The following is a 16,455-nucleotide window of genomic DNA, read 5'->3' on the forward strand; positions in this document are numbered from 1 at the left end:
TCGTCCGCACAGATCAACGCTGAACCATGACCTAGGGAGCCTTCCGTGGATAGACGCAACTGGATTGAGCTGTCCCAGGACGCCGATACCGGGATTGAATCGATTCGTGCCCATTTTCAGGGGCATGCCTACGATCCGCATTGGCATGACAGTTTTCTGGTGGGAGTCACCGAGCAGGGGGTGCAGCAGTTCAATTGCCGGCGCGTTCGCCACCTCAGTACGCCGGGCAAGGTATTCATGCTGGAGCCGGGGGAGATCCACGATGGGCATGCACCGACCGAGGAGGGGTTTACCTATTCCATGCTCTACCTCGATCCGCACTGGCTGGAGCGGGAGTTGCACGCGTTGTTCGAGCACGCGCCGGCCAATAGTCAGCCGGGTTTTGCCGACACCCTGAGCCAGGATCCGCGCCTGGCCACTGCCATTTTTCAAGCCTTCCACGCGCTCCATGAGGGCGACTTGCGCATTGTGCGCCAGAGCGCGATCGACACCTTGTTGGGGGCGCTCACTTGCCACCTTGATTGGCGCAAGCGTCAGGCCTTTGATCCGCGCCTGCCGTGGGTGGCCCAGGTTGCGCGTGACTATTTGCATGCCCATGTCTACGAAGACATCGGGCTGGATGATCTGGCTCAAGCCTGTGGGGTTGATCGCTTTCGCCTGACGCGGGCCTTCAAGGCAGCCTTTGGGCTGGCGCCTCATGCTTATTTGATCCAGCTGCGCCTGGCCAAGGCGCGACAGCTGCTGGCGCGGGGCGAGTCGCCGGCGCAGGTGGCCAGTGCGCTTGGGTTCGCCGATCAAAGCCATATGGGGCGCTGGTTCCGCCGTGCCTACCAGCTCACGCCAGCGGATTACCGCAAGCGCTGCTCAAACCTTCCAGACTGAATCCCGCTGATTCGCGACCATGGTTTCCTAATTTATAAAGGAGTCCATGCCATGGAATCGTTGCTGCCTTTCCTCCTGTTTGCGTTCGTTGCCTCGATTACCCCGGGGCCGACCAATATTCTGGTATTGAGCCACAGTTCGCGGCGGGGGCTAGGTGCCACGCTGCCGATCATCTTTGGCGCATGCGGGGCGGCGGCGCTGATTGTGTTTGCAGTCGGGCTCGGCGTGGGCGAAACGCTGCTGCGGTTTCCGCGTGTGCAGCAGGCAATGGCCTGGGCCGGGGTGCTCTGGTTGAGTTGGCTGGCCTGGCAAATCTTTCAAAGCGCGCCGCCATCCCTGGACCCGACCACCCCGCGCGATGAGGGTCTCAGCGTGTTCGGTGCCGCCAGTCTGCAATTGGTCAACCCCAAAGTCTGGATGATGGCGGTGGCGGTGGTGAGCGTATTTGTCGGTGGCGGCGACAAGACCCTGCAGCTGGTGGTGTTGTCGCTGATGTTTCTGTTGGTCTCCTTGCCGTGCATGACCCTGTGGGCGTTGCTCGGCGTGGGGAGTGCTCGAGCTTTTGGTTCACCACAGGCGTTCAAACGCATGAACACTGCATTGGCTTTTTTGCTGCTGGTGTCGGCCTGGTTGACCGTGCTGGTGTAGGCCGATTGCCAGGGCAGGGTGCTTTAATCAGCAGCTGAGACCCTGCCTGGCTCAAAGTAGTGAAGAGGGCGCCTGTATGGGACTGGCGCATCCATGCGCCAAACGACCGGTTTTAGCGCTTGATCAGGGAAATCTTGGTGCCTTCGATGCTGATCCCGGCCATTAACCCCTGCTGGTCGAAAATGAACGCGTAGGCATCGTGCTTCACTGTCGTGCTGGACAGATTCTTCGCCACCCCTTCATCAACCATGACAACGGTGGGGCCTACGCCGATTTCCCAACCCTTGGTTTTACGTACATAGTCGACGGCTTTGTCGGTCATCAGGAAAACCGCATAGCCATATGACTGGGCGCCGGCTTGCAGCCCCCATGACCCGGTTACGGAGTTGTAGTAATTCTCAACTTTCTTGTCCTTCAACAACACGCCTTCGCCATAGCTGCCGCCAAACACAAGGCCCGCCTTGATGATTTTCGGGAAGATAAGAATCGCTTTGGCTTTGTGCGAAATGTTTTCAGCAGATGGCGTGGACTTGTAGAGCGTTTGCAGCGCTTGCCGAGAGTCGACATCCAGATCCTCGGCAGTTGCCGCACCCGCAGTGTTCAGGAAGCTCGCCGATGCCAGTGAAGCTGTCGCAAGGACGATCGATAGGAAGAACCGCATTGATTGAGTCATTTTAGTACTCCGATACGGGAGCATTGGATGTGAGCAGCAGTCAGCACCTGCCCCTCGGCAGAATCCGAGCCTGCTGAAATTTATCCGGCGCACCCTAAAGTATGTGAGCTACTGACTTCGCCTTGAATGCAGCAGGCTAAAGGCCTTTGCTCATTGGCGACGTCATCACCTGCTTTGACCTCTGTGTATCAGCCGGGTTCGTCGTTGGAGACTATTGTTAGTTCTGTAGAATGTCGCAGGTAACGGGAAAACTGAGGCGTACCAAAAACCGCAGCAGGCAACTGTAAAAAAAACGGACACAAGGTGCTCGTTCTCAATCATCTAAATCGAAAGATCAAACCGATATTCATGCTCTGTCCCTTCTTGCCGGGATATAGGATCGATCAAGAAGCCACACCGTTCGAGTACTTTTGCCGAGCCGATATTTCCTGCGTATACGTTGGCAACCAGTTGTTTAAGGTTCCAATGCAACTGCGCCTCCTGGATCAAATGCCTCACCGCCAGCGTTGCCAGTCCCTGTTCGCAAGCGCTTTGAGCAATCCGATAACCGACTTCTGCCGACCCCTCGGGCATGTCGATGCCTTTCAGGTTCGCTCGACCCACTATTTTTCCGTCAGGATCTTCGATGACAAATGGGTGCCAGATTCCGGCGGCCAAATCAGACAAATAAGCCGCAATGTGATCGGTGACGCCCTGCAACGAGTAAAAAGCAGCATCGCGCGCGTCAATGAAACGCTCGAACCACTCGCGATTGTCCAGTTCAAATGCCAGCAACGCCTCAGCGTCAGTACTTTGTAGGGTACGAATTCTGACGGGCTTCATAGGGTTTTTCCCTTTTCTGGTAGAACTACTTGGTAACTGAATACAAAACCCAAAGCAGACAACCCGGACACCAGAATCAGTTTTCGGATTGATGAGCCGCCCAGTGTTTCATCTCTTCGGCAATGAAGTGGTTAACCAGGTCGCTGTACATCTTCTCGATTGCATCCGGGCTCAAGCCCTCGGCCTCGGCCCACTCGCGACGTGTCGCCAGCATCGCCTTGAAACGCTCCGGCGCACGTACCAGAGTCGCTGAGGTCTTGAACTTCGAGGCCGCCAGCACGTAGTGAAAACGCTTGCCCAACAGCTTGATAACGACCTGATCAAGGGCATCGATTTCGCATCGGATGTCCTCCATGCATTCACACTCTGCGGGCTGCAACCGATTGATAACTTCCATGTCAGGGACTCCGGTTGGCTAATCATGGGTCATGAGTAACGGTAAAGCGTTCCGAGTCGCAGAGCAAACCCGGACGAAGTGGATGTCGACGCCATTAATGGGGTCGCGCAATAGGCCAGGAAACCTTCTTTTGCTTGTCAGTTTAGAGTCAAAAATTGTTTTGCTTTGCGAGAAAGTCCTTTCGATACCGAGTGACCGCTTTTGGCCTCTATTTAAGAAATTCATACGCCATAACTGGCGGCTATAACAATGAGCGCGAGAAAACAGACCAACTGAACGAAAAAGAAGGTAAACCGAACCGCCACGAACGTATTGGTTTGCACATGGGATACGTGAACCAGAGACTGGCACACGCGGGCAATCAGGACGATTACGGACAAGTAGCTCACTGCAGGGGCGTCGACACCAAGGGTTGAAATCACCAACACGATGGCGCCAAAGACAGGCAGATTTTCCACGCAGTTCGCGTGTGCTCTAATCCCACGCCGATACCAATCCTCGCCTTCGACCTGATCGCATCGGAAAGAGGCAATCGGAACATTCAAGAACAAGATTCTGACCCAGCGATACACCCCGACAGTTGCCATCAACAGCAGCAAAGTCCAGGTCGCAAATCCAAGCAACATCCACATCGGGATTGTCATGGCTGCCCAGCCTCGATAAATCATTTTCAGCACGTCATCCCACAGCCGCGCGGCCGACGCACAGTCGGCCGCCCCAGTTGATCAATTGCTCATGATGGGCGCCAGTGCGGTCTGAATCGTGGACATCTGTGCGGGTGTCGTCATGTGCGTAAGCAGCCGGCCAAAGTGTGGATGCTGCACGCCCGAGATTATGTATTGCCAGCGGTAGGCGCTCAGCACGCAGGCTTTGATTTGCGCTGTCTCAGCAACACTGAATGATCGTGAAACATTGCAAATAAAGTAGTCGGCATCGGATGCCGATTGTGGCTGCAGGATTCCATCGACGGCCGCCACCAGCGCAATCAGATCGTTCACTGCCTGGTCGCGCTCGGCTGGCGAGAGTTTCGCGTGCTCCGCCTTCCACTCCAGTTCATCGAGCACGACGTGCCGGCTTTCATCCTTCCAGTGAAACTTGAAAACATCCTTGAATAGCGGGCACAACTCCTCACGCGGGGCGATGCTTTGCACGTAGTGCGCCTGAACAAACAGCTCGATATGACAGGTCAGCGCGAGCACCGACCAGGTGCTGGCCGCAAGTACCGAGCGCGCCACATCGTTTGGATCGGCAACTTGACGATATCCCGCTGGCAATTGCGAACCCATCATCGTCTCCATGCGCCGGAACAGCTCCTGGTGCTTGATCTCGTCATTGGAAAAGCGCACCAGTGCTTCGAGTGCGAGTTGATCGTCAAAGACATGGGCTCGACCTTGATCGAGCATTTTGGCGCTGATAAAACGCTCGACCAAGCCAAAGATATACGCATAGGTTCGGCCCTGAATCTGACTGAGCAGGCGCGCCTCGTCTGCGTCGAGAAAGGTCAGGCGGTCAATCCGCGACAGTCCGTCGGGCAAGAATTTGCGCGAGAAGTCGAAACTCCGGTCCTGTAGCAAATCACGATCGATCTGCCATTCCGCTTTCTTCGATGATCTGACAAGTTGAGCATAACGGTCGGCGTTGTCCGAATCTGAGCTGGGCATGGTAGCAACGGTGTTCATATCGATCTCCTGCTTGCCGGGTCGAGTTGGAATGGGGCAATTACGGTTAACGTCGGAGCCCATGACCAGCGGTGAAGCATCTGGGGATCGTCTCGATCATTGAGTCCGCGTTGGTGCTAATCTAGGCCTCGCCGTTCAGGCGATGAATGACCAGTGCGCCTGATTACATGCTCAGGACTCCGGAAAGGAGGGCTGGCAATTGTTGGATGCGTTTTCTGATGTATTGCGTGTAATTCGGCTGTCTGGAGGGGTCTTCCTCGAGTCGGAATTCACTGCGCCCTGGTGCATCAAGGGAAGAATCTCTGCGGACGATTGCAAACCGTTCCTGGAGGCACCTCGACATATCATTGCGTCGCATTTTGTCGCCGCAGGGCATATGCAATTACAAGTCGACGGTGGTGCCGCCATTGACGTGCGGGCAGGCGAACTCGTTCTGCTTCCTCACAATGACGCTCATTCATTTGGCAGCGACCTGAGCATTGCGCCCATGCCGGCGGGCGAAGTTATTCAGCCGCCAGAAGTCGGCGCTATTTCACGAATCAAGTACGGTGGGGGCGGCGAGGTCACGCAGCTATTGTGCGGATTCCTCGGCTCTGAAACCCCCTTCAGTCCGTTGCTTTCGTCGCTGCCATCCTTATTGAAATTAGACTTGCGCGCGACGGCTTCGGGAGCCTGGATTGAAAGCTCATTCCGTTTCGCTGTCAGTGAGATTGCGGCGGGGCGCCTCGGCTCGACAACGGTCATCGCCAAGCTCTCCGAGTTGCTATTCGTCGAAGCCGTCAGCCAGTATGTCGCGAGCCTCCCCGCTGAGCGGCGCGGGTGGTTGGCGGGTTTGCGAGATCCGCATATCGGGCGCGCACTGGCGCTGCTCCATGCTCGTCCAACCGAGGGCTGGACTGCAGAAGCCCTGGCGCTTGAAGTGGGCATGTCGCGCTCGGTATTCGCGGAGCGATTCACGGCATTGGTCGGACAGCCACCGATGCAATACCTGACGCTTTGGCGCATGCATGTGGCGGCTCAACAGCTGCGCGAAGGTCGCGGTAATGTGGCGCAAATCGGCTTTGCCGTTGGCTACGAATCTGAAGCTGCGTTCAGTCGCGCATTCAAACGCCAGTTCGGCACATCCCCCGGTACTTGGCGCAGACAATCAGCGTGAAACGGTCCGGTGCGCGGACACAAAAACGGGCGCCACTCAGGCGCCCGTTTTCATTTACTCCGCCGCTCTGCAACACTCCTTCTGCTTACACAGAATTTAGTTGTGTTGCGTCGACCGGTTGAATCCACAACCCAAGGCGGACAGATCGGCCTGACTCGGGCCGGTCTGTCTATGGCGACTAGAAACACCAGTCCTCATCGCGTACGACACGGCAGAATGGTCCCGCGAGGGTCGCATTGTGATGAGCGACAATCTCTTCGGCCTTCAGGGCAGGGGTGTCTGTGCAGGTATGGCCATCGGCGATCAGCACTGCATCGAATCCATGGTCACGTGTGGCGCGGCAGGTGCTGTCGACACAGTATTGGGTCTTCATTCCGGCAATGACCACACCCTGAGCTCCACAAGCCCGTAGCTGATCGGCCAGGGTTGTCTTGGTGAAGGCGTTGGGACGACTTTTCTCGAAAATCACTTCGTCGCCGTGCAGCGCCAGTTCCTGCACCAGTTGTGTCAACGGGCTTCCAGACTCGATTGGTGAACCAGGTGGACCAATGTGGCGGGCGAGAAAAATGGGTGCGCCTGCACTCCGGGCTTTACTCAACAGATTATTCAACGTGTCTAGCAACGCTTCACCAGCCCATGGCTTATCCGGGCCATGAAACAATCCAACCTGCATATCAAGAATCAACAATGCATACATAGTGCTTTTCCCTGCGTTTTGGCCAGCGACACAAGGGCAAAAGAAAAGGCCCTATCCATCACTGGCGGGCCTTTGAAGTTCGTGCGTTATTGGCTCACGACACCTCTCACGACCCGCCTCTGGCGGTCGTGGTAGTCGTGGTCAAGGCAATTCGTAATTGATTCATGGAATCGACAGTAGCTGCGCAGTACCGGGTTGGCAAGTGAGCACTACGAGCGTGAAGACTGATTGAAGTATCGATCATTGTCCGCTTCTGGCCGATTTATGCCTGTCATCCAGGGTCGCAATCGACTGTGTATTCAACCTGTCGAGCTTCTAATGCGTGTCATGTGTATGAGGGCCGATCGGCCGTTTCCCAAAGAAGATCGCTCCTCAATGGCATAAGGGACAAACCCAAGCTTGGGGTAGAGCAGCAGCCCTGCCGTGTTTTCGTTAAAACAGGAAATCTGCACCTCGTTGGCTCCGTAACGCTCGAATGCCAAGCCGGTCATCGTCTCTACGATAAACGTGGCCACTCCTTTGTCCCGAGCGCTCGGCGAGACGATGACATTGCCGATACAGCAAACACCATTTCGTTCAGCTCGATAGAAATTGGCAAAACCAACGACAGTCCCATTGAACTCGAAGACGGTAGAGTCGAAGCGTTGGGAGATCGCGGTAATCAGCTGCGTTTCCGTTAGCGGGAAGTGCGCCTTCGGAAACATGAAAAACAACTCTTGAGCGTTCTGAGGAAAGCCGCAGATCATTTTAACGTCGCTAGCCTTTACCGGCCTGTGGTTCAGTTTCATTGCTCGTCTCTAAGCTCCATGAGTCAGTACTTTAACTGAGTCCCAAGGCTAGCGCAGGGTGATGGAAAGTAATGGCATGTCCGTAAATGGCCGATTGCTGCCTGTCTCGAAGGGCTGCAACCGACCCAAAGCTGTCGATCAATACCTGGCAGATAGCGACCAGAAAGTACCAAGGGGTGGCCTCTCTAACCTGCCAAGATCCCAAGAACCGAAATGGTGCTCACCAAAATCGATAGGCACCAACACTCTGAGTACTTCTGCGCACTTTCTCGTGCGTCACTGATTTAGATCACCAAACCCAATGTTGACGAACAAACTATGGTCGCTTGCTCCCAACAAAATAAAAGACAACGCTGAGTAGGAAGAACACTATGCTAGCGATGATCAAACCGTACAAAAAGTAATGCTCATGGAGCGTTAGATATACAACCGACCCGTGCGTATTCAGCGGGTAGATTTTTCCACTTTGAAGATCCGGCGTTCTCAGTCCGTGAGAATCAAAGTACTTCCAGACAAAAAATGAAGAAAGCCAAAAGCCTAAGGTCAATACTCCCATGACGAGTTTAAGTGAGTTCATTCTCCAGCCTCCCAGATTTTCGATCGTCCATTTTTTACCATGGTTTATCCACGTGTCTGTCGCACCGGAAGTTCCAGAGGTCAGCGAAATCAATCCAACCCCTGTTGCAGACCCATTACCTGGTGACCGTCTACGAAGGTGGCTGCTGTGATTATCCGAGATTGTTCAGCGATGTGCCCGCGAGAGGTCGACTGGCTCAGTAACATTAATCCTGTCGGGGCGTTAAGTTATAAAGTTTGAAGAAAATTCAGCGAGAGCCACAGACCATGTCTAATATCTCATCAGTTCTTCGCTGAATAATTTGTTTGTAATCAACCCTGAAATGGCTCTTGGATTTCTGTGCGTGTCTCTCATCTCAAAATCATCGATTTTTTGAAATCACACCACTCATGTATTGATTTAAATCGCGCAGATCCTTAATCCTCCAAGCGTACGGTGATAGTTTTATACCATTCTCTTGCAAAGTTTTTGGAATCAAGTCTCCATTTGGACGAAGTATTATCGATGATACAATAACGCCCGGATAATCATTTAGTCGTTTTTTGAAAGTGGATGTTGTAAGGTCAGGTGTAGGAGGATTGCTTTTATTAGCCAATGGTCCTGTTCCTTTGAGATCTATTCCGTGACACATGGTACATCTCTGTAAATAGAGATTTTTCCCATTGGCATTATCCGCGAAGGATAGTGATGTTTGAATTAGCGATAAAATTCCTAGCGAAGCGATGAATAATATTTTCACTTTCATTTTTCATGTGGCCTTGTTGTATAAGTCAGATCTGAATCGAGGGCAAACTCCGGAGTTGCCACTGCAGCACTCAATTCTCTCGATAACATTTGAACTTCATTCGAACTCCTTTTCAATGTTGTTCTGCGCAGCTTGGGCTCGCTGCCGTCTACCCGCGGCAGCATTCGACTTAAAAGGCATTAACCCTAACCAGAAAGCTCATCGTCAAAAATGCTTTCGATGGGCAACTGAAATGTTCGCGCGATTTGAAATGCCAGTGGAAGGCTAGGGTCATAACGGCCGTTTTCGATCGCATTAATCGTCTGCCGCGAGACATTCAGTCTCGATGCCAAATCAACCTGTGACCATTTACGCTCGGCACGAAGCTCTTTCAGTGTGTTTTTCATTGATAGCGGCGTCTCGCAATTCTGAGACCGATAATCCACATAAGCCCCATCACTGGCCAAACCCAGAGCCATGGGATATGCGGAGCCCCGACATTTTCCAGAAAGCCATAGCTGAAAGTTAGCAACGCGGAGGCAGCAAAAGCAAAGCCGAGCGCCTCAAACTGGATACGCAAGTGCATTTCGTCCAGGCGCCGAAAGTTCCGGACGATGGCCCAACACATCAGGCTGGCAGGAATTACCGGGGTCAGCGCGATCGCCGCGCGTAGAGAAATATCTGCTTGCTCCAGACGCTGTAGCAGGATCTGCGATGCGATCAACGCGATCGAGTACAGGACCAACGCGGTGCCCAATTCGTAATAGTACCGTTTCATTTCATCCTCCCTGATGTAAAAGCTCCTTTATATATTCAGCGATGCCTTCGTGGATGTAAAGCTTGCTTTACATTGGGGGGAGAGTTGGGACGGAGTGGCCTGCGACAGGTAGTGCCGAGTCACGTGTCGATCTCCCATTGCAATGGGCGTCAGCTTCTGGCCGATTTATGCCTGCGCCATTCGCTGCACCTTGTAGCCGGTGGTGAGTGCGCACAGTTCGTGCAACGTGACAGGGCGGCGCTTGCCGTCGTGCTCATTCCTTGCTCTCAGGAAACATACATCCGCCATTGCGGACCAGCGCCTTCAGCTCTTCGCTCACCTGCGTGGGGCTTTGACTTAATCGGGTAACGAACTCCTCGAGGTCCCGTGCGTACGACTTCGAATCGTGCTTCGCGCTCCAAAGCACGATGTTGAGCACGATGGGAATGAGGTCCAGGCCTTTCTCTGTCAACGTGTAGAAATCCTTGCGCCTGTCGTCGGGGTTGGGTGCCTTCGAGAGAATTCCTTGACCCTCAAGAAAGGCAAGGCGGGAAGCAAGGACATTAGACGCGATTCCTTCTTCCGATTTCAGGAACTGGCCATACGTCTTCTTACCAACAAAAACGATGTCGCGAATGATCAAGAGCGACCACCGGTCGCCGAAAATCTCCACGCCATAGTTCACTGCGCAATGGGACCGAACGTCTTCTTTGGATGGTGTTTTCATGGCCGGATCTTAGCATTGCTTGCATGGTGCAAGTAAATTCCTGCAGTTCACTTGCTTTTTGCAAGTGAAGCGACCAGCATGGGTCGTAGGTTGAACGCAGTCGCCGGATCGAGTCGGCAGTCCTTGAATGATCACCCCCTATCTGTAAGGAAACTGCACATGAGCACTATCAGCATCATTGGCTCAGGTGGCATGGCCGCATCGATCGGCGGCCTTGCCGCCAAAGCCGGACACACCGTCGAGGTGATGAGTCGTGACGCCGCCAAGGCGCGGGCGCTGGCCGAGCAGATCGGAGCCGGCTCTACGACAGGAACGTTCGGCGCAGCCCCGGCCGGGGATATTGTCATCCTGGCGGTTCCCTACTCAGCCGTACTCGACGTGGTGAAGCAATACGGCGAAGAACTGTCAGGCAAGCTTCTTGTCGACATCACCAACCCCGTCGCCCCTGGCTTCACAAGCTTTGTGACCCCTGAGACCAGTTTCGGCGCACAGGAAATTGTCAAAGCAGCCCCTGCCGACGCCAAAGTCGTCAAGGCGTTCAACGCCCACTTCTCCCACGTCCTGGCTGCCGGTCCTGTCGAGGGCCACCCGTTGGACGTGTTCATCGCCGGGGACGACGCGCAGGCGAAGGCGCGTGTCTCGGCGTTCATCGAGAGCCTCGGACTGCGCCCGATGGACACCGGGCCGCTGATCATGGCGCGAACGCTGGAGCACGCCTGCCTGCTTTCGCTGGGCCTCATCACCCACTCCGTCAAACACACCAACTTCTCAATCGGCGTCAGCCTTCTCGGCTGAGTGCATCTGTAGCACCACTTCTCGCATCCCATCACTTACAAGGAGCACCAACATGCACGTATTCGTCACTGGCGGGACCGGCCATTCCGGTCCGTACATCATCTCCGACCTCATCGCCGCCGGCCACGAGGTCACCGCTTTGGCCCGCTCGGACAGTGCGGCGGAGGCGGTCACTGCGCTCGGCGCAAAGGTGCGTCGCGGTGATCTCGATGATCTCGACGGGCTCAAGGAGGCGGCTGCAGCCGCCGACGGCGTGATCCACGTCGCGCACAGACAAGACCTGCTTCCGGTCGGCGGGATCGACGCTGTTGCCGCAGCGGAGGTCCAGATCATGCTCGCATACGGTGATGCACTGGCTGGAACGGGAAAGCCGCTGGTCGTATCGGGAAGCATCGGTTCGCCGACTAACGAGGGTTGGCCGGTTCCTGGGCCGCTCCAGAGCCGACCGGCGACCGAGGAGGATCCGGCTCTTTCTCCGGCTGGCGATCAATATAAGGGCTCCCTGCGGGTTCGTAACATCGTGGAGCTTACCGTAATCGGTCTCGCAGAGCGGGGCGTGCGGTCTTCGGTCGTGCGCATTTCTGAAATCATGCACAGCTCAACCGACAAGGCCGGTTTCCTTCAGGTCCTGATCGGGCAAGCAAAGGAAAAGGGCGTCGTTGGCTTCCCCGGGGACGGCTCCAACCGGTGGGCGGCAGTGCATGCCCGCGACCTCGCTACCCTGTTCCGCCTGGCGCTGGAGAAGGGGCCCGCTGGCAGATCCTGGCATGCGGTTGCCGAAGGGGCTATCCCGTACCGCGAGATCGCGGAGGCCATTGGCAGCCGTCTGAACCTTCCCGCCGTGCCCATTCCAGCGGACGTAATGATGGGGCCGGGTTTCTTCGGCTTCCTCGCGAACTTGGTGACGCTGGATACCCCGGCGTCGAACGATATCACGCGCCAGACGCTCGGCTGGACACCAATGCAGCCCGGCCTGTTTGCCGATATGGACAATGGCCACTACTTCCCTGCCGCTTGAGTGAGCTGAGGCTGTTCGCCGGGTCGCAACGAGCCCGGCGAACAGCAACGTCGCGATGCCGTGATCCGTTCGACCCGAGCATGGCATTAGGGAGGCGGATGCGGCCCGGCACACACGGGATACTAACCGGGGGAAGCCCGTTCAGAGACTGCGGGCAATACCCCAACTCATTTGGAGATTACACATGAGCACTATCAGCATCATCGGTTCAGGAGGCATGGCCGCGGCGATCGCCAGTCGTACCGCCAAAGCTGGATACACCGTTGAGGTGGTCAGCCGCAACCCCGCCAAGGCGCAGGCGCTGGCCGACAAGCTCGCAGCCGGAGCGATCACAGGAACCTACGGGGCCGCGCCCGCCGGCGACATCGTCATCCTCGCCGTGCCGTACAACGGTGCGGCGTCGGTGGTGGCCGATTACGGGGACGCGCTCGACGGCAAGGTGATCATCGACATCACCAACACAGCCTCTCCGGACCTCACGGGCCTCGTCTCTCCCGCCGGCAGTTCTGGTGCGCAGGAAATCGCCAAGATCGTCCCCGCCAGCGCACATGTCGTGAAGGCATTCAACACCCTCTTTGGCCACGTCCTTGCCAAGGGCGGCCCCCTCGACGCGTTCATCGCCGCCGACAATCCGGAGGCCAAGGCGCGCGTCTCGACGTTCATCGAAAGTCTCGGGCTGCGTCCGTTGGATGTCGGTGGCCTGCACATGGCCCAGACGCTTGAGGCGCTCGGCCTGATGATGATCGGCCTTGCAAAAAATGGCGCGGGCACTTGGGACATCGCCTTGAACGTCGATATCGGCTGAATCACCGACACCACGCCCCTCACCGGCAGGTCCACAAGGCATCCGATTAGAACGGACGCGATCAGATGCGAGAGAAACGGAGAGATTTCGATGAACAAAAAAAAGAATGTCCAGGTTGTTAAGGACTTCTTTACAGCAATGGGCCGCAGCGAAAGGCGAGATCTACTAGCGCTGGCTTCCGAAGATATTGAATGGATCATTCCGGGCGAGGACTGGCCGCTGGCTGGCACACATCGTGGGCACGCGGGATTGGCAGATCTGTTTCAGAAGGCTTCCGAAAAGATGGAAACATCAGTCATGGAGTTCCACGAATACGTGGCGCAGGGTGACCGGGTTCTGGTCGTCGGCTTCGCCAGGGGGAGAATCAAAGCCACGAATAAAACGTGGGAGGACGATTGGGTCTTCGCCATTACCGTGCGAAATGGAAAATTGACGAACATCCGGGAGTATATCGATACACAAGCACTGGCACGGGCCTGCGAGATAGACGCGGGCTCCGGGCCCTGATCCATCGGGATCGATACCACACGACACTATTCACGTTTGAACAGCCTTTCACCTAATGGCAGCTTTTGGGCCGAAACCAGACATTATTTCTGCTCCCCAAATCCGCAAAATAGGAGCGCGTTATTCCCAGTTCCGTAGCGTAGAATTTCCCAAACGCCAGTCCCCACCCGAGACGGAACCTCAATGCAAACCCCCACCTCCCAACATCCCCTCTGGCAAACCTACCTTCTATTCCTCGCCCCCATGGTCCTCTCCAATTTCCTCCAATCCATGTCGGGCACCATCAACAGCATCTACATCGGCCAAATGCTCGGCACCCAGGCTCTTGCGGCGGTATCGGGCATGTTCCCCGTGGTGTTCTTCTTCATCGCCCTGGTCATCGGCCTCGGCGCTGGCGCCGGGGTGTTGATCGGTCAAGCCTGGGGCGCTCGCGAGTTGCATTTGGTGAAGGCCATCGCTGGTTCGACGTTGCTGTTGGGGGCGATGATCGGGTTGGCGGCGGCGGTGTTGGGCAGTGTGTTTGCCCGGCCGGCGTTGCAGGGTTTGGGCACGCCGGTGGATGTGCTGGACGATGCGGTGGCGTATGCGCATGTGATGATGTGGATCTTGCCGTCGCTGCTGGTGTTTGTGTTGTTCACGCAGTTGCTGCGTGGGGTGAGCGATACGGTGTCGCCGTTGTTGGCGCTGGTGGTGTCGACGTGTGTCGGGCTGACGCTGACACCGGCGTTGATTCTCGGTTGGTTGGGGTTGCCGCCGATGGGGATTCAGAGTGCGGCGTGGGCGGGGTTGGCGGGTAACTTGTCGGCGATGGGGTGGCTGGCGTGGCGGTTGATTCGCAAAGGGCATCCGTTGGCGCCGGATCGGGAGATGTTTGCGGCGATGCGGCTGGATCTGGAGATCCTCGGCAAGGTGTTGCGTATCGGGCTGCCGACCGGGTTGCAGATGGTGGTGCTGTCGTTATCGGAGCTGGTGATTCTGGCGCTGGTGAACCAGCACGGCTCTCAGGCGACGGCGGCGTATGGGGCGGTGACGCAGATCGTCAATTACGTGCAGTTCCCGGCGCTGTCGATTGCGATCACGGCGTCGATCCTCGGCGCGCAGGCCATCGGGGCCGGGCGCATCGAGCGCATGGGGCCGATTTTGCGCACGGGGCTTTTGATCAACGTGTGCCTGACCGGTGGTTTGGTGGTGTTGGGTTACCTGCTGTCGCACTGGTTGCTGGGGTTGTTCCTCACGGATGATTCCACGCGGGCGATGGCCGAACACCTGTTGCACATCATGCTCTGGAGCCTGTTGGTGTTTGGTTTTCAGGCGATTGTCGGCGGCATCATGCGCGCGAGCGGCACGGTGTTGGTACCGGTGGCGGTTTCCATCGTTTGCGTGGTCGGGGTGCAGTTGCCGGTGGCGTATCTGCTGGATGCGCGCTTCGGGCTGCAAGGTGTCTGGATGGCGTTTCCGGTGGCTTATCTGGGCATGCTGATCCTGCAGACGCTGTATTACAAAATGGTCTGGCAGCATCAGAAGATTGAACGGTTGGTGTAAGGCCTCGTTTGAGTATCAAGCGCTGCTCTTGAGCCCAATGCTATTCACTTAAGCGAGACGCTTCAGTCATGCTTACCTTTGTGGCGAGCGAGCTTGCTCGCGTTGGGCTGCGTAGCGGCCCCAGAATCGGATAACAATCGCCGATTTTTGTGAGTGCTACGCACTCAAGCGGGAACAAGCTCCCTCGCCACAGGTTTCTCACTGACTTAAGAGGCTCTTAAGTGAACAGCATTGTGCTCTTGAGCCAGTTCTCGAAGCGCGTCGGCCCGATGATGGGGTGCTCTCCCGGCGTGAGCGAATGGTCATCGATTGGCGCGCCGAAGTAGGGGACCGTGTCGTCTGGTTGGGCCTGGCGCGGGTCGTTGGTGTGTTGCAAAAACAGGCGCACGAATTCCACCAGCGGCCAGCGCTCTGGCCCGGCCACTTCCAGGGTTTGATTGCTCGGCGCTTGCACGGCGACCTTCGCCAACGCCATCGCGACATCGACCGCGGCAATCGGTTGCAGCTCGGCGGAGGTCAGGCGCACGGTGTCGCCTTCCTGAACGCCCGAGTGCGAAATCGCCCCGATGAATTCGAAGAACTGCGTGGCTCGAAGGATGGTGTAGGGGATGCCTGAGTCTTTGATGAGTGTTTCCTGCGCCATTTTCGCCCGGAAGTAACCGCTGTCGAGCATGCGCTCGGTGCCCACCACCGACAGGGCGACATGGTGTTTGATGCCTGCGGCTTTCTCGGCGGCGAGCAGGTTGCGCCCGCTGGTTTCGAAGAACTCGAGCACGGCAGCGTCTTCGAAGGAAGGCGAGTTGGCCACGTCGACCACCACGTCGGCGCCTTGCAAAGCGGTTTGCAGTCCTTCGCCGGTGAGGGCGTTGACGCCGGTGCTGGGTGACGCGGCCAGGGTTTCATGCCCCAGGTCTTGCAGGTTTTTGCACAGGTGTCTGCCGATCAGCCCGGTACCGCCAATGACGACGATTTTCATGACTAGTCTCCCGATGCGTGTGCGGTGGGGTGGCTTGAAATCCTGCAACTATTAAAGACCCGGAATGCGTTCGATGGCAGTGAGCGCGACGATCGGGGTATTGGGTAAAAGAACGCCTGGTTCACAAAAAGAGCGGAAAATTGCACTGCTGGCAATGTTATATTGCCAGCCTCTGGCCTAATGCCAGTCAGTTTAGATGCGCAACTTGTGGGAGCGAGCCTGCTCGCGATAGCGGCGGTACATTCAGCATCAATGTTGGCTGACCCGCCGCTATCGCGAGCAGGC

Annotated in this window: 20 protein-coding genes; 8 read left to right on the top strand and 12 right to left on the bottom strand. The window is 56.4% G+C overall.

Annotated features, from left to right (window positions below; genetic code table 11):
* The first annotated feature begins 45 nt into the window (after positions 1 to 45).
* Both BK662_RS13095 and BK662_RS13100 read left to right on the top strand, forming a co-directional pair.
* Positions 46 to 882: an AraC family transcriptional regulator gene (locus BK662_RS13095; RefSeq protein WP_123358399.1), complete on the top strand. Its 837-nt coding sequence runs from the start codon at positions 46 to 48 to the stop codon at positions 880 to 882.
* Between the two features lie 51 nt (positions 883 to 933).
* Positions 934 to 1,530 carry a LysE family translocator gene (locus tag BK662_RS13100; protein ID WP_123358400.1) on the top strand — a complete coding sequence of 199 codons (597 nt, stop codon included), beginning with the start codon at positions 934 to 936 and terminating at the stop codon, positions 1,528 to 1,530.
* A gap of 112 nt (positions 1,531 to 1,642) precedes the next feature.
* Here the strand turns inward: BK662_RS13100 and BK662_RS13105 are convergent, their stop codons facing one another.
* The 5 genes from BK662_RS13105 to BK662_RS13125 form a co-directional block, all read right to left on the bottom strand.
* A complete protein-coding gene (locus BK662_RS13105) occupies positions 1,643 to 2,203 on the bottom strand; it encodes a lipid-binding SYLF domain-containing protein (RefSeq protein WP_123358401.1) in 561 nt (186 codons plus the stop codon).
* Positions 2,204 to 2,524: 321 nt separating this feature from the next.
* Positions 2,525 to 3,025 carry a GNAT family N-acetyltransferase gene (locus BK662_RS13110; RefSeq protein WP_123358402.1) on the bottom strand — a complete coding sequence of 167 codons (501 nt, stop codon included), beginning with the start codon at positions 3,023 to 3,025 and terminating at the stop codon, positions 2,525 to 2,527.
* Between the two features lie 76 nt (positions 3,026 to 3,101).
* Positions 3,102 to 3,422, bottom strand: coding sequence for an isochorismate lyase (locus tag BK662_RS13115; protein WP_123358403.1), 321 nt, complete (start codon positions 3,420 to 3,422; stop codon positions 3,102 to 3,104).
* Positions 3,423 to 3,643: 221 nt separating this feature from the next.
* Positions 3,644 to 4,066: an MAPEG family protein gene (locus tag BK662_RS13120; RefSeq protein ID WP_123358404.1), complete on the bottom strand. Its 423-nt coding sequence runs from the start codon at positions 4,064 to 4,066 to the stop codon at positions 3,644 to 3,646.
* Between the two features lie 81 nt (positions 4,067 to 4,147).
* A complete protein-coding gene (locus BK662_RS13125) occupies positions 4,148 to 5,101 on the bottom strand; it encodes a diiron oxygenase (protein WP_123358405.1) in 954 nt (317 codons plus the stop codon).
* A gap of 199 nt (positions 5,102 to 5,300) precedes the next feature.
* On the opposite strand from BK662_RS13125, the gene BK662_RS13130 reads away from it, so the two are divergent.
* Complete coding sequence (locus BK662_RS13130) at positions 5,301 to 6,257, top strand: AraC family transcriptional regulator (RefSeq protein WP_123358406.1); 957 nt, start codon at positions 5,301 to 5,303, stop codon at positions 6,255 to 6,257.
* Between the two features lie 178 nt (positions 6,258 to 6,435).
* Here BK662_RS13130 and BK662_RS13135 read toward each other — a convergent pair whose 3' ends face one another.
* The 6 genes from BK662_RS13135 to BK662_RS13165 all read right to left on the bottom strand — a co-directional run bounded on the left by BK662_RS13135 (position 6,436) and on the right by BK662_RS13165 (position 10,527).
* The gene (locus BK662_RS13135; RefSeq protein WP_123358407.1) at positions 6,436 to 6,954 is read right to left on the bottom strand and encodes a cysteine hydrolase family protein; all 519 of its coding nucleotides are present in this window, start codon (positions 6,952 to 6,954) and stop codon (positions 6,436 to 6,438) included.
* 299 nt (positions 6,955 to 7,253) lie between these two features.
* Entirely contained in the window at positions 7,254 to 7,742 is a 489-nt protein-coding gene (locus tag BK662_RS13140) for a GNAT family N-acetyltransferase (RefSeq protein WP_123358408.1), read from the bottom strand.
* 938 nt (positions 7,743 to 8,680) lie between these two features.
* Positions 8,681 to 9,064, bottom strand: a complete 384-nt coding sequence (locus tag BK662_RS13150; RefSeq protein ID WP_123358410.1) for a c-type cytochrome — start codon at positions 9,062 to 9,064, stop codon at positions 8,681 to 8,683.
* Positions 9,065 to 9,249: 185 nt separating this feature from the next.
* Entirely contained in the window at positions 9,250 to 9,450 is a 201-nt protein-coding gene (locus BK662_RS13155; protein ID WP_123358411.1) for a helix-turn-helix transcriptional regulator, read from the bottom strand.
* Positions 9,447 to 9,821, bottom strand: a complete 375-nt coding sequence (locus tag BK662_RS13160) for a hypothetical protein (RefSeq protein ID WP_123358412.1) — start codon at positions 9,819 to 9,821, stop codon at positions 9,447 to 9,449. The genes BK662_RS13155 and BK662_RS13160 overlap by 4 nt, the downstream gene beginning before the upstream one ends.
* Positions 9,822 to 10,074: 253 nt before the next feature.
* The gene (locus tag BK662_RS13165; RefSeq protein ID WP_123358413.1) at positions 10,075 to 10,527 is read right to left on the bottom strand and encodes a winged helix-turn-helix transcriptional regulator; all 453 of its coding nucleotides are present in this window, start codon (positions 10,525 to 10,527) and stop codon (positions 10,075 to 10,077) included.
* 159 nt (positions 10,528 to 10,686) lie between these two features.
* On the opposite strand from BK662_RS13165, the gene BK662_RS13170 reads away from it, so the two are divergent.
* From BK662_RS13170 to BK662_RS13190, 5 genes are all read left to right on the top strand, one after another.
* Entirely contained in the window at positions 10,687 to 11,322 is a 636-nt protein-coding gene (locus BK662_RS13170; RefSeq protein ID WP_123358414.1) for an NADPH-dependent F420 reductase, read from the top strand.
* A gap of 52 nt (positions 11,323 to 11,374) precedes the next feature.
* Positions 11,375 to 12,340: an SDR family oxidoreductase gene (locus BK662_RS13175; RefSeq protein WP_123358415.1), complete on the top strand. Its 966-nt coding sequence runs from the start codon at positions 11,375 to 11,377 to the stop codon at positions 12,338 to 12,340.
* Positions 12,341 to 12,524: 184 nt separating this feature from the next.
* A complete protein-coding gene (locus BK662_RS13180; RefSeq protein ID WP_123358416.1) occupies positions 12,525 to 13,145 on the top strand; it encodes an NADPH-dependent F420 reductase in 621 nt (206 codons plus the stop codon).
* Between the two features lie 90 nt (positions 13,146 to 13,235).
* The gene (locus BK662_RS13185) at positions 13,236 to 13,652 is read left to right on the top strand and encodes a nuclear transport factor 2 family protein (protein ID WP_123358417.1); all 417 of its coding nucleotides are present in this window, start codon (positions 13,236 to 13,238) and stop codon (positions 13,650 to 13,652) included.
* 183 nt (positions 13,653 to 13,835) lie between these two features.
* Positions 13,836 to 15,194: an MATE family efflux transporter gene (locus BK662_RS13190; protein ID WP_123358418.1), complete on the top strand. Its 1,359-nt coding sequence runs from the start codon at positions 13,836 to 13,838 to the stop codon at positions 15,192 to 15,194.
* Between the two features lie 217 nt (positions 15,195 to 15,411).
* Here BK662_RS13190 and BK662_RS13195 read toward each other — a convergent pair whose 3' ends face one another.
* The gene (locus BK662_RS13195) at positions 15,412 to 16,170 is read right to left on the bottom strand and encodes an SDR family oxidoreductase (protein ID WP_123358419.1); all 759 of its coding nucleotides are present in this window, start codon (positions 16,168 to 16,170) and stop codon (positions 15,412 to 15,414) included.
* Positions 16,171 to 16,455 lie beyond the last annotated feature (285 nt).

Origin of the sequence: Pseudomonas frederiksbergensis (genome assembly GCF_003732275.1) — a bacterium.
Taxonomy (GTDB): Bacteria; Pseudomonadota; Gammaproteobacteria; order Pseudomonadales; family Pseudomonadaceae; genus Aquipseudomonas; species Aquipseudomonas frederiksbergensis_H.

What these genes read in the sequence shown, in the direction of transcription:
- BK662_RS13155 (WP_123358411.1), bottom strand. Translation starts at nt 9,450, where the DNA reads ATGAAAAACACACTGAAAGAGCTTCGTGCCGAGCGTAAATGGTCACAG.
- BK662_RS13160 (WP_123358412.1), bottom strand. Translation starts at nt 9,821, where the DNA reads ATGAAACGGTACTATTACGAATTGGGCACCGCGTTGGTCCTGTACTCG.
- BK662_RS13135 (WP_123358407.1), bottom strand. Translation starts at nt 6,954, where the DNA reads ATGTATGCATTGTTGATTCTTGATATGCAGGTTGGATTGTTTCATGGC.
- BK662_RS13175 (WP_123358415.1), top strand. Translation starts at nt 11,375, where the DNA reads ATGCACGTATTCGTCACTGGCGGGACCGGCCATTCCGGTCCGTACATC.
- BK662_RS13190 (WP_123358418.1), top strand. Translation starts at nt 13,836, where the DNA reads ATGCAAACCCCCACCTCCCAACATCCCCTCTGGCAAACCTACCTTCTA.
- BK662_RS13100 (WP_123358400.1), top strand. Translation starts at nt 934, where the DNA reads ATGGAATCGTTGCTGCCTTTCCTCCTGTTTGCGTTCGTTGCCTCGATT.
- BK662_RS13120 (WP_123358404.1), bottom strand. Translation starts at nt 4,066, where the DNA reads ATGACAATCCCGATGTGGATGTTGCTTGGATTTGCGACCTGGACTTTG.
- BK662_RS13150 (WP_123358410.1), bottom strand. Translation starts at nt 9,064, where the DNA reads ATGAAAGTGAAAATATTATTCATCGCTTCGCTAGGAATTTTATCGCTA.
- BK662_RS13115 (WP_123358403.1), bottom strand. Translation starts at nt 3,422, where the DNA reads ATGGAAGTTATCAATCGGTTGCAGCCCGCAGAGTGTGAATGCATGGAG.
- BK662_RS13105 (WP_123358401.1), bottom strand. Translation starts at nt 2,203, where the DNA reads ATGACTCAATCAATGCGGTTCTTCCTATCGATCGTCCTTGCGACAGCT.
- BK662_RS13170 (WP_123358414.1), top strand. Translation starts at nt 10,687, where the DNA reads ATGAGCACTATCAGCATCATTGGCTCAGGTGGCATGGCCGCATCGATC.
- BK662_RS13125 (WP_123358405.1), bottom strand. Translation starts at nt 5,101, where the DNA reads ATGAACACCGTTGCTACCATGCCCAGCTCAGATTCGGACAACGCCGAC.
- BK662_RS13110 (WP_123358402.1), bottom strand. Translation starts at nt 3,025, where the DNA reads ATGAAGCCCGTCAGAATTCGTACCCTACAAAGTACTGACGCTGAGGCG.
- BK662_RS13140 (WP_123358408.1), bottom strand. Translation starts at nt 7,742, where the DNA reads ATGAAACTGAACCACAGGCCGGTAAAGGCTAGCGACGTTAAAATGATC.
- BK662_RS13185 (WP_123358417.1), top strand. Translation starts at nt 13,236, where the DNA reads ATGAACAAAAAAAAGAATGTCCAGGTTGTTAAGGACTTCTTTACAGCA.
- BK662_RS13195 (WP_123358419.1), bottom strand. Translation starts at nt 16,170, where the DNA reads ATGAAAATCGTCGTCATTGGCGGTACCGGGCTGATCGGCAGACACCTG.
- BK662_RS13165 (WP_123358413.1), bottom strand. Translation starts at nt 10,527, where the DNA reads ATGAAAACACCATCCAAAGAAGACGTTCGGTCCCATTGCGCAGTGAAC.
- BK662_RS13180 (WP_123358416.1), top strand. Translation starts at nt 12,525, where the DNA reads ATGAGCACTATCAGCATCATCGGTTCAGGAGGCATGGCCGCGGCGATC.